General features: G+C 44.7%; 11 protein-coding genes and 1 pseudogene. 3 read left to right on the top strand and 9 right to left on the bottom strand.

Annotated features, from left to right (window positions below; genetic code table 11):
* Window positions 1–18: 18 nt before the first annotated feature.
* The 9 genes from JCM12296_RS13195 to JCM12296_RS13155 form a co-directional block, all read right to left on the bottom strand.
* Entirely contained in the window at window positions 19–2,151 is a 2,133-nt protein-coding gene (locus JCM12296_RS13195; RefSeq protein ID WP_054693687.1) for a dynamin family protein, read from the bottom strand.
* Complete coding sequence (locus JCM12296_RS13190) at window positions 2,148–3,128, bottom strand: hypothetical protein (protein ID WP_157067586.1); 981 nt, start codon at window positions 3,126–3,128, stop codon at window positions 2,148–2,150. Before JCM12296_RS13190 ends, JCM12296_RS13195 begins: the two co-directional genes overlap by 4 nt.
* The gene (locus JCM12296_RS13185) at window positions 3,062–4,975 is read right to left on the bottom strand and encodes a P-loop NTPase family protein (protein WP_083456110.1); all 1,914 of its coding nucleotides are present in this window, start codon (window positions 4,973–4,975) and stop codon (window positions 3,062–3,064) included. Before JCM12296_RS13185 ends, JCM12296_RS13190 begins: the two co-directional genes overlap by 67 nt.
* 65 nt (window positions 4,976–5,040) lie before the next feature.
* Entirely contained in the window at window positions 5,041–5,997 is a 957-nt protein-coding gene (locus JCM12296_RS13180) for an Hsp70 family protein (RefSeq protein WP_054693675.1), read from the bottom strand.
* An 18-nt stretch (window positions 5,998–6,015) separates the two neighbouring features.
* Window positions 6,016–7,575, bottom strand: a complete 1,560-nt coding sequence (locus tag JCM12296_RS13175; protein ID WP_054693672.1) for a dynamin family protein — start codon at window positions 7,573–7,575, stop codon at window positions 6,016–6,018.
* An 11-nt stretch (window positions 7,576–7,586) separates the two neighbouring features.
* Window positions 7,587–9,467 (bottom strand): dynamin family protein, encoded by a 1,881-nt coding sequence (locus JCM12296_RS13170; protein WP_054693669.1) that lies wholly within the window; start codon window positions 9,465–9,467, stop codon window positions 7,587–7,589.
* A 69-nt stretch (window positions 9,468–9,536) separates the two neighbouring features.
* The gene (locus JCM12296_RS13165) at window positions 9,537–12,008 is read right to left on the bottom strand and encodes a serine/threonine-protein kinase (protein WP_054693666.1); all 2,472 of its coding nucleotides are present in this window, start codon (window positions 12,006–12,008) and stop codon (window positions 9,537–9,539) included.
* A complete protein-coding gene (locus tag JCM12296_RS13160; RefSeq protein WP_054693663.1) occupies window positions 12,001–12,762 on the bottom strand; it encodes an RNA polymerase sigma factor in 762 nt (253 codons plus the stop codon). Before JCM12296_RS13160 ends, JCM12296_RS13165 begins: the two co-directional genes overlap by 8 nt.
* Window positions 12,763–13,147: 385 nt before the next feature.
* Complete coding sequence (locus JCM12296_RS13155; protein WP_054693660.1) at window positions 13,148–13,462, bottom strand: hypothetical protein; 315 nt, start codon at window positions 13,460–13,462, stop codon at window positions 13,148–13,150.
* A 452-nt stretch (window positions 13,463–13,914) separates the two neighbouring features.
* Between JCM12296_RS13155 and JCM12296_RS13150 the strand changes: the two are divergent.
* From JCM12296_RS13150 to JCM12296_RS13145, 3 genes and pseudogenes are all read left to right on the top strand, one after another.
* Window positions 13,915–14,148 (top strand): annotated as a pseudogene (locus JCM12296_RS13150) (type II toxin-antitoxin system RelE family toxin); the annotation flags it as partial.
* A gap of 274 nt (window positions 14,149–14,422) precedes the next feature.
* Entirely contained in the window at window positions 14,423–14,644 is a 222-nt protein-coding gene (locus JCM12296_RS36345; protein WP_083456109.1) for a type II toxin-antitoxin system Phd/YefM family antitoxin, read from the top strand.
* Entirely contained in the window at window positions 14,641–15,030 is a 390-nt protein-coding gene (locus JCM12296_RS13145) for a type II toxin-antitoxin system VapC family toxin (RefSeq protein ID WP_054693654.1), read from the top strand. The genes JCM12296_RS36345 and JCM12296_RS13145 overlap by 4 nt, the downstream gene beginning before the upstream one ends.
* Window positions 15,031–15,082 lie beyond the last annotated feature (52 nt).

Here is a 15,082-nt window from a genome sequence, read left to right as displayed (position 1 = left end):
AGATAAAATGTTTCCGGTTTAATCTAATATTGAAAATTTTACAGGTCCTTGTTTTGAATCTAATGATCGAATTTTTACGTCGGTAAGCTTCTTGCCACCGAACAAATCACCGAAAGCACTCTTTCCCTCAAAAACATCTTGCCAGCAATGTGATTCACTATTTCTGAGGGTTTTATTTAGGCGAAGTTCTTTTGAAATGAGCTCTTCATTCAGACGATAGGACACTTTGACAATCAATTCACTTAGTAATGGATTTCCAGTATTTATAATTATTACAGAGTTGCCTAACAACATGGTTGAAACCTTGATAGTGCACAGAGGTTGAGAAGCCTCTTGGAAATTTCGTAATATTTCACCACGAAGCCCAACTTTCGCCACTTGGCAAAATCCATTAAGATCAAGATCGTTTGAAACCTGAAAGTACTGTTCAACAAAAATTTTTATATCATCAAACGTCTCTGAATTAGATCCGACTTGAGATATGAAATGTGGGATAAAGGTTGGTTCATCCTGCCAAGTGCTTTGGGAAATAGGAAGATGATTGTGGTCTACAAAGGCATTGACAGCTTCCTTAAGGTTAGAACCATAAAGATGAAGCGCAGCCTTCCAGAGTATTCGTTGAATTTCATCATTCAAGGATTTATTTGGATTACAAACTGAAAATTTCGCATTTTGAAGTTTAAACCATTTGGATAACTCAGACAGACGCTCACTGGCACCATCGGTCTGAACACAAATTTCCGTTGCAATTCCTGCTGAATACATAGCCTTTTCATAATCATCTGCACGGTATTCGAGACCAGCGTCTAAACACCATACGATCTGATGCAATTCAGAATCATCAAGGCTTTTCAATGGTTGCTGGTCGCAATAAATGATGTGGCGTATAGCTGCGAGGGCATCGTCCGCTTTGCCTTCTCTTTGATCACATTCCATTTTCATTAAATAGGTCTCGACGTATTTTCGAGCCTGTTTTGCCTTATCTTCCTCGTTCCATGCGATGTGCCAGTCGCTCTCAAGTAAATTTGCCAATAGCTCCAGATCTTTTCTCGCTGATTTATATTCACCCTTTGCGAAATGAGCGGATGCCCTAAGATAGAGCGTTTCCATATCACGAGCGTCGATATCCAGCGCACGTGTGGCTGCATGAATCGAATCGTCGAATTCTTCTCGGGCAAAACAGATTGAAGCTCGGTTTTGTAACGCCGGATGATATCCTGGAGCGCAATAACAGGCTCTCTCGGCAAAAAGCATTGCACTGTCTTTGTCGTTCTTTTGTAGCATCTTGCAAGAGAGATCGATTAAGTGATTGGCTGTTTCGCCCTCAGGCCGCCGCCTAAAACCAAAATTGTTCGCAATCAATTGCAAATGCCGTCGAAATGTTGAAAAATTGCTCATTTCGGCAAGATGTGAATTGGAGCGCCTTTCAGGCGCTTCAAGCTCGAAATAGGTATCTATTTCTCTGATGAGACGTTTTGTGGCCTGATTTTCATCAGCTTCCATATGGCCACTGGCATACCAGAACCAGGCAAGGTTAAGGGGATAAACAAATTGACTATCAATAGGCGTTGGCGCATGGCCGATGTTTCGTAGACGTGCTTCGATCTCGCTGGCAATGCGAGCGTTTGCCTCAGAGGCCGGATTCCAAAGCGCACCGAAAGTATCGATGCAGTTCATGACAACAAGAAAGGGTAGCCTTTTTTCGGCAATTTTTTGAAGAACCGAGTTTTCAATCTCACTCAGGCTTTTGTTTTGAATTACAAAAACAACTACATCCAGACCATCCAGACTTTGGACCGCAGTTTCGTCATCATCGGAATTGGCATTGAATCCGGGGGTGTCAGCTATGTCCACATGCTGAAGTAGTGGTTTCCAAAGTTTAACATGGTAAGCATCCTGTCTCGTTTGGTTATTATTGCCATTGTGTAAATACTCCGAAAAAGGCACCACAATTGAGGTTCCCGTCTGCGTGTCGATTGCCTCGGCTTCTTGAAACTCTCCGAAGGTAAAAACGGTTGGTAAATGGGTTGTTGAGCGCCCATCACCAGTCTTGGCGACCTTGTCATCAAGTAGGCAGTTTACTAACGTTGATTTCCCATTTTGAAAACAACCGACTATGCCGATTACGGGCCGATGGTTTGATGTTATCATTCGGAGGCCTCCAAAATGGCTCTCGGTTCACTTTGAGTCGATTTTGGATGGTTATCGTTAGCAATATTGAGGTCAACAGTTGAAAAGACCGAATCAAGTTTTTTAATGTATTCTTGAATACCATTTCGGACAAATTCAATTCTTTTACGAATCTTCAATAATTTTTCGGCCAACTTCCGGCGAGCAGACTTGTTTAACTCAAAGGCTTTCTTACTGCTTTTAATACGTTTTTCGAACGAAAGCTCTTGCTTTTTGATTTGCGCTTTCAAGTAGTCAATATGGCCGCCAATAATAGTGTTTACCAATTCAAGACTCTTACTCCTGATCGCATCGGCAGCATCTTGGCTACCGAAGGCGGTTCTTAACTCTCGTTCGACCTTAGCTAATAGCATCTCTCTAACTTTTCTTTTCAAGGCATCTGAGGCCTTGAGCCCTGCTGCACCGCCTCCAACCACGAGAACAAGTATTGGAAGCCATCCGCCAGTAATGATAAAGCCAGTAAGGGTAGCAAGAATTGCGTTGCCTATGATAGCGATTAATAATCCCACGATGACCGCAGTTACAATTCCGGTGACATTGGCTGCAAAAGACAATCCGCTTGTATTCTTAACACCTTTGCTTAACTCGTTTGAGCTAATCGCATCAAGCAATTTTGGATTTCGAGATATCGTTTCAATTGATGTATCGATTCCTAGTCCTTCCAATAGACTCATATTATCGGAGGCGTCAGTGATTTTCTCAATATCATTCCATGCGCTTTCTATTTTTAGGCACGCCTTTTTAACTGCAGGTGCAATTGTTGCGTTATATGTTTCCGAAATTCCGTCATATACGTTTTGTATCCATCCTTCCGCAATGGGTTCGCAGACTGACTCTATCGCTGTGGCGATTATTGGCTTCATCGCGTTTTCTAATTTTTCCTTATTTTTATCTGAGAATTTGGAAGTAATCCCGCCAAAAAGCTTTTTAAGGTCCAAAGGCTGTCAGCAAAACCATCAGTTATTGCTTCGGACATTTCCGGGATATGTGCTTTGATTACTTGGTCCTCGAACTCGCAGGCAAGAGGATATCCGAGGTTACTCTCAGAAAGCTCATCAATTATCTCGGTGACCTTTTTCTGAAACAGTTCCAAATCATCCCGAGCACGCAAAACGGCAAGATGAAATTCATCTTCTGTTTTTCGTGCTGCCTTTTCCTGGGACTTTAAATTTCCCTCTATCGCCATTAACGCCGATTTTGCTTTTGCCCCCCCCTGATGTACCAAAACCGATTGCGCCTTCTTAGCAATCACGGTTTCTTCAATGGCCGAAACAAGATCGTCTAATCCACTGAACTCGACCACTTGCTGCAAACCAACCTCATCAAGGCAATTGACGCCTTCGCTAAAATCATCCATGCGCCTGATCGCCATGCTGGCCGTCTGTTTCCAGTGTATTTCAAATTCAGAGCTGAACCGCTCATCAATTTGACGTCCAGTCTTAATAAACTGCTCGCGTGATAGGTTATCTAACCTGTTGGACAAGGCGGCATGGCCATTTCGTGCGCACAAGCCAAGCAATGCATTATAAAGGTGGATAGCCTCCGGCGATAGATCGAACCCACGGTTTGTCAATGTTGATGCGTTCTCAATGCGAATTCTATTTTTGATATTCGACAAATTACCCTTTACGTTAATTGCATAAAAAAGTTTGTGGTCCTGTTGACTGAGGCGTATTTCATTCAGGGCGTGGATGTCACCTTGTGAGATGGCTTTTTCACCGCCAAAGAGATAAAGTATTGCATCGGCGCTGAGCATCGCCTGACGGGCGAGGAGTGTATCCCATCGGCTGGCAAACAGCCCGGGGCAATCGGTTATGACACACCCCAGTCTGGCCAGGTTGGGGGAATGAATATGGCAACGGACACCGGCAATAAACGCAAAGGCTATTTCCTCCGCAGAAAAGGCCGTTGCTGAATGGTTCATCCAGCGTTTTTCCCAATCCCAGGGGAATGTGACGAGTTTGCTGAGCTCTTGAATATTAAAACGCCCTTTTTCCGTAAGCTGCCGGACAAACGGATCTTCCAGGTAAAGATGAATGATCGATGCGATACGAAGGACGTCAAGCTGACCGGTTTGATCTGAATCATAGCCTTTCTTGTTTCTTTTGAGCGCCGTCCATTCATCGTCAAGAGCTTGTCCGATAAGATTTCGATCTTCGGGATCACGAAGACTGAGGGGTCTGATCTCTTCTTTCTCAGCTCCGGCTGATGCCAGGGTTTCAAGTTGACCCTTCATTCCCGAACCGCCATACACCATGGCATCCGGTGTGGCTTTCAAAAAGCGGTCCGGCTGGACCTTTTTCAGATGTGGTTCCAATATATTGATCATACCGAGAAGTAATTCCTGGTCACTGCGCCAAGCGATCTCAGCATACTCCTCGGCTTTCGGATCGGCAAGGTTCTGTGCTGAGATACGACAAGCGCTTGTCTTGATATTAACACCGCGCGGACTGATCTCTCTGCCATCGCAAATCGCATTGAATGTCGTAGATTTGCCACCTTGAAATTCACCGATGAGTACGACTTCAAATTGATTTGTGACGCATTTTTCACGAATGGATTCTATGTTTTCACGAGTCTGCGAGGGTATTTCGTCTATTGCAATGACCTGATCCAGCAAATGAATCAACTCATTGCGTTTCTGTTCGTAGAGTTTTGAATCCATAATTCTTCCTCCTTTTGATATTGCCGCTCCGCAGCAAACGGCATACATGGGATCGATTTGTTTCTGATTCTCAAGGGTTGTCCACACAACGGGAACTGCCCCAGCGCCAATTTTGTCCATATATGCCTGCAGGTTTTTACGAATAAGCGGAACATGACAAGATCCACCGACGAGAATCACACGCGTTAGTTCAGTCCAATCTTTTTGTGCGCCTTGAGAAATGCATCACAGGCTGAAAACGTCTGCTCGATTAACGGCGCAATCATTTCATCGAAATCCGCACGGTTGATTCGATAATGATATTGACCGTGGCCTGGTACTGGCAGATCGGCAACATTCTTCGAGGAGAGAATATGCTTGACGTGACGGCAAAATGCCAGGAGTTCAAAATGGGCTGTTGTTTTCTTTATTGGATCTCTGGCATACGGATCAAAAAATTCGGGATATTCCTCAAGAAAACGTCCCATCAACAGGTGATCAAAATGGATTCCGCCGCAGACAGATCCCCCCCCTGGCGCGCCAAGACCAAAAATATGATCTTTATTGGTATCAGAATGCTCGATTAGAGCTGGATCGAAAGTTCCACCGCCCAAATCGTAAACAAGGGTAAGATCTGATGGACTCGTACTGCCAGCGATGTGGTCATAGTAGAAGGCTGCAGCCTGTGGTTCATACATAAGCTCTACTTTATTGAAACCGGCTTTGCGGGCAGCGTCCTGCATGATCCACCATTGAGCCCCGTCTTTCAGATATATGGCTGGAACGGTAATTACTGCATGGTCAATGGCGTAATCATTATTGTCTTTGATTGCGTCTTGCCGGATATCGGCCAGAATGGCGGCAATAAGGTCTTTATAGGTGATATCACTGTCGGGTAGCAGAGGATCAGGATCGGTGATCTCCAGTTTAAACTCGGCAAAGAATCGTTCTGGGTCGTGCAACCGATAAGTCTCCGCTTCATATCCGGTAAGAATTCTGGGAGTGGGTTCTCTTGTGATATAAGCCACGGTCGGAACAAGATATGTTTTTGGATTAGGGGCGGAATCACAGGGAACCAACGCCACCCCGTCCGGGATTCTTCTAGCCGCGCTGGAGAAACATGTGCCAAAATCGATTCCAATCCATATTTTGCTTGTTGTCATTGTCTGCGATACTCCTGATCAATGCTTACACGACGCCCCAAATAGTACCGCCTCTGCTTCAAGCTTCACAGCCTGTGCGGATTTGATTTGCCTGGAGATTTCGTGGTAGCTTGCTTTCATAATATGTGCGGCATCCTTGAACTGCGGGTTTATAGAGGTAACCAGTTGTGAATTCCAATAAGCGAATCTGTCTTGTGCCTTGGATAACATTTCACCGACACAGGTACAGGATTCGTCCAGTCCCAGTTTTTCCCGGCAAGAAGTGCCATATTCTCCCGAGATGGAAAACAATTCACGGGTCTGTTCATCGTCTAGCTGGAGTTCACCACTGTACAGGCGTTTGAGCAGTTCCAACTCTCTGAACACCTGGTGGTGAAGCCCAATTTCCGTAAATCGGTTTACTATGTCACGGATCATTTTAGCTTTATTTGAATTTGCCAATTGCATGAATGTTTGTGATTCACGCTGAATCGTGGAGATCACGCTTGACAATTTGATGATATATGCACGATTACCGAAATGATCGAGAACGTCACGAAAGAATGCATCAAAGCCGCTTTTGGAAAGAAGCTCCTGTTGGAGCAATGCCTCATTTATCCCAGACACCCGCTGCAAAACCTTAAGAGAATGAAAAACACCATACATGGTGAATTTATTAAATAGGTATTCTCTTTCGCTAATTGATAAAGAAATTTCCGAGTTGTTTTTAAAAAATCGACGGACGCTCTTAAACATTCCGGAAAGACAACTTTCAGATGTTTTCACTAGCCGATGAAACAGGCGCATATCATTTGAATCGATAGTCCTTGCCCCCAATGCGAGCAGTGAACTGACGGGATAGAGTCGAAAAAAAGAAGACTTGATCGAAGGTTCTTCTTGTATCAGGCGCGCCGCGATTCGACGGCCGGCAGCCAGTGGACTGTCTTCACTAGGCCAATATTCGTCGATTCTGGTCAAAACCCCTATTGTATTAATAGGGGATAAATTCTGAAATATAGGCCCCTGAAAAGCGCGAATAACGTCAACCGTCCTTTGGGCAATTCCACGAGTAAAAAGCACGACGACTGCATCAGGAGTGAAACTGGTCAGGAATTCAACGGTATTGCGGGAGTCTGCTCCGTAATAGGAATTCAAGCCTGGCGTATCAATCAGGTTAAAGGTCCGCAACAACGGATTGTCGTGATTCACTTCAATATACTGGACAGACTCCGTCATCTCATCCTGACCAAGGCGATTTGCCCAGCTTGCCCAATTTGTTCGGGGAACCTTTTCTGTATGACCTGAAGGGGGACGGAAATGAACGACTATCGAAGAATTGGAGTCTCCCTCTTTCAGCAAGCTTACATTGAAGGTTTCTTCCATGGTTCCGGTCCTGACAATCTCCTCTTCACCAAGCATTGCGTTGGCAAGCGTAGATTTGGATGAGCAAACCTCCCCAACCAGGGCTATGCGCATAGGCTCTTCCAAACGCTCCCTGCATCTTAGCAGGATGTCCTGATATGAGTATAGTTCAGCACCGCGCAGCAAATCGAGAGAGCGCTCAAAAGCATGTGAAACTGTTTGCTGTATTGGAGACATAAAACGCTCCTTTATGCCTCGACCGGGTCATTAAATGCCATTGGCTGAAGAGAAGCTTTAGATATTTTCACACTTGAATCGGTTTGTTGATTGCCCCCCTGACTTAACCGCTGATAATATCTAAGCATTTGGTTTATTGGCTCAATTTTGGTTTTTACGATTTGATTGAGTTCCTTATGCTGTTCTGCATTACGCTTGATAACCGCCGCCAATGCCTTGGCAGTCTCTTCATGGCGAATTTTTGCTCGTTCAAGATCTGAGCTGATAGCTTTTTTAATCGAACGGTCGATTTCCTTTAATTGCGACGTTACATGAGTTCTCAGCGCTAAGAGTGCCTTTTGCACCTCAGGACTTACCAAATTAAAAACTGACTGAAACGTCTGTCTTTTTAACTCCTTACTTCCTCCCATGATGGATTGATAGAACATGAAAAGCCCAGCAGGAACAGCGGCCCACCATGCTTGCGTGAGCCAAATAATTCCTCCGGCGACACCGATCCCTGAAACTGAACCGTAGTAAGAATTTCGAAGGTGAGTGTAAATACGGTCATTGAGACTCGGCGATTTAACAACAAGGTTGCATTCATCATCAAACTGGAAAGATTTCAGGTGGCTTTTGTCAATCGCCATGTCTATCTCATAGTCCTTTTGAATACTCTGAAATATTATATTTACCTCCTCAAGGATCTGCCGTTCTGTATTTAGAGCAAACATAAGTATTTCATCCTCGACTGCCTTTAGTACACGGTTTGGGTCGCATCCGACCTCTGATATAGTATCGTGCAGTCTTTTCTGAGCGCCTATCTCTATGCTCGTGACTTGCAAAGTATGCAAAACCTTACCATGGAGGTCTGTAAGTCTGTTTGTCAATTCACGTTGCCACTCCGAGGAGGGGTCTATCAGCGTCTGAATTCGCTCTTTCTGTTCGGCAAACCTGCTTTTCAGTTCAGAGATATCCGAGGCCGCAATATCGTTCAATTTCTTTACTTGTAACGCCAATGGAAGTCTAATATCATTCAGTGTCTCAACTGCGTTATGAATGGCAAAATCAAATCGATTCGACTCATGTCTTTGGACCATTTTCAATAAAATATGTACAAATTCAGGAAATCCACTTTCATGCAAATCTTCTTCGCATCCATCTGAGAGATATTCTGATTTCAGACGGCTTGATACAGGCACTATCCCGACGGGAAGACAATTGTTCCCCAGTACATCGTTGATCTTCGATCGGATATCCGTTAACTGTGCTTCAGGATCGCGAAGTTGATCTGACTTGTTTAGTGCGATAATCACTTGGGTATTTGCATTTGCAACCTTTTCCTTTAAAAATGCCAATTCGGAATCTGAAAGGGGAATTCCGGCATCGGCCACAAATACGATGACATCTGCACGGGGCATGAAATGTGATGTCAGAAAGCCGTGCCGAGGATCAAGGCCGCCAACACCAGGTGTATCGACAAGCACGATTCCATCTTTGAGGAACTCGCAGGGGACTTGGATTTCTATAAGCCAAGTGTCCGTGGTTGTACCTGATTTTCCTTTTGCATACGTTGCCACATTTTCGAACTGTATTTCTTCAAAATTACTGCTACTAATTTCACCAAAATAACGAGTCGCCTTTGGCGCTGCACCGTATCGAATAATTGAGACAACTGCTGTTGCGATATCGGCATCTACCGGGCAAACATCGTCCCGTTCCAAGAGAGCGTTGATTAGCGACGATTTGCCTCGTTTAAACTCCCCGCATACAAAAACGACCTTTTCTCCGGTCGTCAATTCGGTCTCTGATTTCTCAATCTGAGAAACCAGATCCTTGCGATCTTGCTTCAACAGCAAGGTTTTGGTTTGTTTTAGCAATACAATAAGTTTTGGGAGATTATTTGCCTGCATGAATTGCTTCCTTTCCGTAAATTCATACCATTAATTATACCGTAGATATGAAAATTCCTATTTTATCAGTTAGGTATCTGACGAATCATCTGTCATTTGTGCTGCCTGATCCGCATACCATTGGGCACTGATTTGATCTCCCCAACCACCATAATAGTCAGCCAAATCGTTATAATGATCGTACCATCCGGCCTCACTATTTGAATTATCAAACAATTCCATTCCTTCTTCTATGCCAGCCAATGTGCTCAGCTCACTCTGAATATTATCCGGTAGAGCAACTTCGTCAGGTGCGGGGATGCCGTCTTCAAAGAGACTTCCAAGCATTTCCGGCAGTGAGGTTTTTCCTTGCATCAGATCTGAAAAACCTTGTGTCAATTGGTCAAGAAAGTGTCCTTCATCATTATGTTGATTTGCCAACGCATGAAACCGCTCGAATTCACTGTAAGGAACCCCACCAACATTTGGTAGGTGCAGGTAGTCCGTATATTCAAAATTGTCCATGCCGAAAGCCCAGGGAGGTGCAGGCTCAGCTGTGGAAACCATGTAAAACCCCGAATCTTTCCAAGCATCCATGAATTGATCCATGGGATAACTTTTTGCAACATCACCGGTTCCCGGGTCCATCAACTGGACGGTGATGTTTTCAGGATCAGACGTATCAATTCCAGCGACAATTAAGGCGTGATCAGGGTTGTCGCCAAATAAGTCAGCCAGCTGTTCTGGAAAACCATCTTCCCATAACTCACCAGAATCCACGGCAACCATGACCCTATGTCCTTGAGCAAGTTCGCTCGTCAAAGAAAAAATATTGCCTTCTGCCGTCCGGTTAACTGGGATCCCATAAGCTTCAAGAATTTTTCCTACATCCGCCATTGATGTTCCGCCTTCACCATACCAACCTTGTTCGTAAGCCAATTGAACTAGTTGCTCTTCTGAAGCAGTAATACCAAAGTCTTGCAAAATTAGTTGCTGGCTACGAATTGCACAAGTGTCCTCATAACCTTGCTGAACAAATGGGCTGTTTATATCAACTGGTGGGAGTCCCCATGCTTTCGGTGCTTCATGAATACTTTTAAGCGTCATTGTGATTTCCTCCTTCAAATGCATATTATCTATATTGTTATCTTGTGGAATGTGCTCGACCGTGAATGAATTTTCCACTTGTCTATCATCTTTCGCATGGGATTCTGAAGCGGCGATAGCACCAGCAGCGCTTCCGATGAAACCTGTCATGCCTGCCAATACACCGGGAATTATTGTTGATTGATGAAAACGGTTTTGTTTTTTGTCGATTTTTTTTGCTTTAAACAATCTATTTTGTTCATCCTCAGTGAGAATAATTTTTTGTTTATCTGCCGTGTTAGCCAAGGCGTGGGCAAGTTCTCCGCCATTGCCATAACGGTTTTCAGGATCGATGGATAGGCAGCAATCAATCACATGTTTTAATTCATCAGGGATTTTTTCATTTAGTTTTTCCGGGGAAAGGCGCTCTCCGTTGGCTAAACGCTGTTGTTGAGCAATCTTTGTTTTCCTATAAAATGGTGCGGTGCCCGTAAGCAACTTATAAAGCGTGACTCCGAGAGCAAAAACGTCGTTTCTTGGATCGGCAATCTGTCTTGGATCGGCAATCTGGTCGATTAATCCGGTATGTAAATTCCCCGAGATGGAATCTTGCTGCTCCCTTGTAGAAAAGCAGGCCAAACCGAAATCTGTCAATTTAACCTTTTGGTTCGGTTCTTCTAATAGAATGTTTCCCGGTTTTACATCACGGTGAACAATGCCTTTTTGATGTGCGAATTCAAGGGCCAGCGCAGTCTGGTAGGTGATGCGTAACGCAGTTCTAACTGACACGCCGTTTGGGTTGCCTGCGATCAATCGACCTACGTTCCCCGCAACATATTCCATAACCATGAATGGTACGCCTTCATGGTCACCCCAATCGAAAATAGTTACAATGTTTTGGTGTTTGCCCAATTGAGCCAACGATCGTGCCTCTTGTTCGAATAACTGATACGGCAATCCCCGTTCTTTGACTTTAAGGAATTTGAGAGCGACTCTGCGTTGAAGTTTGTTGTCCCAAGCAAGATACACCGTTCCAAATCCGCCGCGACCAATTTTCATCTCTATTTGATATCGACCTGAGATTACAGAAAAGGTGTTTTCTGAATTGTGCTCTTGGTCATAGTGCATTTTTTTTGGCTCATTAACTTGCTGACATAGAACTTTTCGGTCGATTGTTGCTTCCTTACCTTTCTTTGAGTTCGATAACTTTGTTTCTCTGTCATCAATATGAAGCTTTTTTTCAACCTCGCTTCCAATAGATTCAGCAATCTTCGCGGATAGTTTCAGAGACTCATCACCTGTAAGGTTTGGTAAACGCTGGATATCAGCCAGTGCATCGCTGGAAATGGCATCGGCCAAGATTGCAGCACAGTCAGGACAGTTTGAAATATGGCGCCGAATCGTCTCGGCCTCGGTTTCAGAAAGTGCATTGTCGAGGAACATCGCCAGTTCAATCTCATTTGGGCAATCAGACACGAGACACCCCTTCACTCACGAGCAAGTTATGTACTTTCTTCTGTGCTCGACTGCAGATCGTGTAAACGTTACCTTCCGTTGTGCCGAGTATGGCAGCGACTTCCTTAGGCGAATAGCCTTTTATTTTATATTCAATCAGTACGAAGCGCTCACGCGAATCCTCAAGCGCCATAATGGCATTTATAGCCTCCATTGAGATCTGATCGTTGATCCAATTTTGGTCTGGCACCCAGTCCCCCCCGTCATCATCTGAAAGCGCTAATGAAAAATTAATTTCCCTCCGGATTTGATATGATTCTTTTTTCCATGAATTTTTAATCAAGGGATTAGCCTCACTGGGTGAAACATTTTCACACAAACCACGCACATTCTTCTTGTATCCATTGCCTTTCATATCATCTTGAGTCCCCGAACAACTGATTTCTGTCATCGCGCGTTTGTTCAACCGTTGAATGTGGTTACGGGCAATGATGGTAACGTAACGGTTCAAACCACATTTGCGGCCAGTTGAGCTATTGCGGCCTTGGAAATCGCGGAGAGCTTTATAATCGTTGGCAATTAATTTAAGTGAGACTTCCTGGACCAGGTCGTCCAGGTCTAAGCGCGATGCTCGATTTTGATTGCAGAGATATTTGAGAGCGTTGCCGCAACGGTGAACTAAAAGAAAAACCAAAGCGTCTCCATCGCCAGAGACAATTTTGTTGATGAGGTCGAAGTCTAAATTCTGATCACTTGGAATATCATTGGCACGCATTGAGATTATCCCGAGAACTTAAGAAAACAGAATAAACCGAATACTTTCTTTGGGGCTTGTTTCCAACCCGCCCACTACCCGTCAAGCGGCTAATTTTAGACGGGTTCTTATCCTCGCCGAATAATCCACATTATCCAAGAGATATTCAAAAAGATCGTTCGGCTTAGTACCCCTGTTCGTAAATACGGTGACGTACCGAGATTGGCGAGGCGCCCGGGGCGCAAGGCGCGAGAAGCGGCCAATAGCCATCACTCTTGGCGCGCCGAGTAACGAAGCGAGCCGGGATGCATCGGCAATCGAATGCCATCGTATTTATGAATAGGGTACTTACGATCGGAAATGCGACTTTTTACGCGTTCATCATCTTTAAGACGTTTTCTGGTTTTTAGACTAAGCTTTTTTCCGCTTTTATAATTGATTTCTTTTCAGACTTGCCGGCTGACATGGCGGCTGAAATAATGCCGCATACCCACACGATGGCGCCCAGGATCACGCCTAAGCCTACGAATGCCAGGGCAAAACAGATAAAGTCCATAATAAAAAATACGCAGGCCTTAAACCAGCTGCCACAATAAGCATCGCCTAAGCCGGGCAGGATAACGGATAAAATGATGGCCACAATCAGGCTTTTGCCCCGCATCGCCTTTTTTAATTTCTCTTCTTCAATAATTCTCTGTTTCTCTTCTGTCGTAAGTGCCATAACTCCTCCAAAAATTGACTAAAACGGGTTAGAAAAGGAAATGGTTTCTTGGCCATTTGAGTGCGGCCACGAAAAACGATGGAAAAACCGCTAAAAATGGACAAGAATCGTAAGGGAAGAAAGATGGAGCCTCCTCGCGTTCCTTGGCCAGGGTCGTAGTAGGAGCTCCTGCCACCATAACCATAAATGGCAGGGCCGACGATACCACCAGAAATCCTCAATCACAAATCGTTATTTTCCCTTCTTCACCAGATAAATTTTGAGATAGCCGAACAGACACGTCTCCGCCGCTGCCCTATTGCGGGGGCCGTTGCACTACGCCAACTATTTACGAAAGCCTCGGGGCGGCCCTTCTGATCTGGATGCGGCAGTTGAGATTTGAACATTTGACTAAAGGAACATGATCATGGACGTCACCGCAACGGAGTTTAAAAGAAAATTGGGCCAAGACGGCGGATAAATTTTTGCAGAAACTGCCGGCAAAGCAATTCCGGCAAATCGTCACGACCATTTTCCGTTTGCGGGAGCTGCCCGAACCCCATGACGCCAAGCAACTGGTCGGCTATCCGGAATACCTGCGAGTGGACATCGGTCAATACCGGATGATCTACCGCGTTGATGGCGATACGGTGAGAATTTGCGTGATTGGAAAGCGCAATGACAGCGAGGTTTACAAACAGTCATGATGCGGGACAATCGATCGGCAAAAACATTCCGGTCGGCATCATTCAGAAAGATTTTCCGCCGTTCGATCCTGCGGCAAATAATGGGGTGTAATGCTCTTTGTGCATCGATTCGGGTTTGTCTTGGCATACTGGTTTCTTTGTCGTAGCGGTTCGAAAAATGGAACCGCATAATTTCATGCCCGTCCCTATCTTTGCTTATTTTAGATAAGCACATTGACATTCCAGCAAACACAAAGTAGACTAACAAAAATAGACTAAGTTTGTGAGGTGCCGTATGGAAACAGTCAATATTCACTATGCGAAAACCCACTTTTCAAAATTGTTGCTCCGGGTAAATGCCGGTGAAGAAATTATTATTGCCAAATCAGGAAAGCCTTTTGCCAAACTGGTGCCTTTAGAGCCCGTTTCCCGGCGAACACCAGGTATTGCCGATGGATCTGTATCAGACGCTTTTTTTGAGCCATTGCCGGAAGAAGAGCTTCAACATTGGGAATGATATTAGACACACATATCTTTCTCTGGTGGCTTTTCGATGACCCAAAGCTACCAAAGCAAATCAAATCACACATTGCAGACGTCAAAAATCCAATTTATATCAGTACCGCTTCTGTTTGGGAAATTGCCACGAAATACCGATTGGGTAAGTTGCCTGACGCTTCTAAAGTTGCCGAAAATGTTCCTGAATGGATATTGAAGGCAGGATTTCAGCCGTTGGCGATCACACCCGAGCATGCCCAGCTGGCTGGCAGTTGGAAAAACGCTCACAGAGATCCTTTTGATCGCATGCTGGCAGCGCAATCAAAAATAGAAAAAATGCCTTTGGCTAGTGTTGACAAGGCGCTGACCAGCTTCCCGATTGATATTTTTGGCGTGAACGGTTGATCATGGCAAGGAATAGGGAATATGGATCCGGATAGATATTGATTATTATACT

The organism is Desulfosarcina cetonica JCM 12296, assembly GCF_001311845.1.
GTDB classification, from domain to species: domain Bacteria; phylum Desulfobacterota; class Desulfobacteria; order Desulfobacterales; family Desulfosarcinaceae; genus Desulfosarcina; species Desulfosarcina cetonica.
This window is presented reverse-complemented; position numbering and strand designations above follow the sequence as displayed.

Excerpts from the sequence above, each read along its gene's own strand:
- JCM12296_RS13170 (WP_054693669.1), bottom strand. The coding sequence starts at position 9,467 with ATGCAGGCAAATAATCTCCCAAAACTTATTGTATTGCTAAAACAAACC.
- JCM12296_RS36345 (WP_083456109.1), top strand. The coding sequence starts at position 14,423 with ATGGAAACAGTCAATATTCACTATGCGAAAACCCACTTTTCAAAATTG.
- JCM12296_RS13185 (WP_083456110.1), bottom strand. The coding sequence starts at position 4,975 with ATGGACAAAATTGGCGCTGGGGCAGTTCCCGTTGTGTGGACAACCCTT.
- JCM12296_RS13155 (WP_054693660.1), bottom strand. The coding sequence starts at position 13,462 with ATGGCACTTACGACAGAAGAGAAACAGAGAATTATTGAAGAAGAGAAA.
- JCM12296_RS13160 (WP_054693663.1), bottom strand. The coding sequence starts at position 12,762 with ATGCGTGCCAATGATATTCCAAGTGATCAGAATTTAGACTTCGACCTC.
- JCM12296_RS13175 (WP_054693672.1), bottom strand. The coding sequence starts at position 7,575 with ATGTCTCCAATACAGCAAACAGTTTCACATGCTTTTGAGCGCTCTCTC.
- JCM12296_RS13180 (WP_054693675.1), bottom strand. The coding sequence starts at position 5,997 with ATGACAACAAGCAAAATATGGATTGGAATCGATTTTGGCACATGTTTC.
- JCM12296_RS13145 (WP_054693654.1), top strand. The coding sequence starts at position 14,641 with ATGATATTAGACACACATATCTTTCTCTGGTGGCTTTTCGATGACCCA.
- JCM12296_RS13195 (WP_054693687.1), bottom strand. The coding sequence starts at position 2,151 with ATGATAACATCAAACCATCGGCCCGTAATCGGCATAGTCGGTTGTTTT.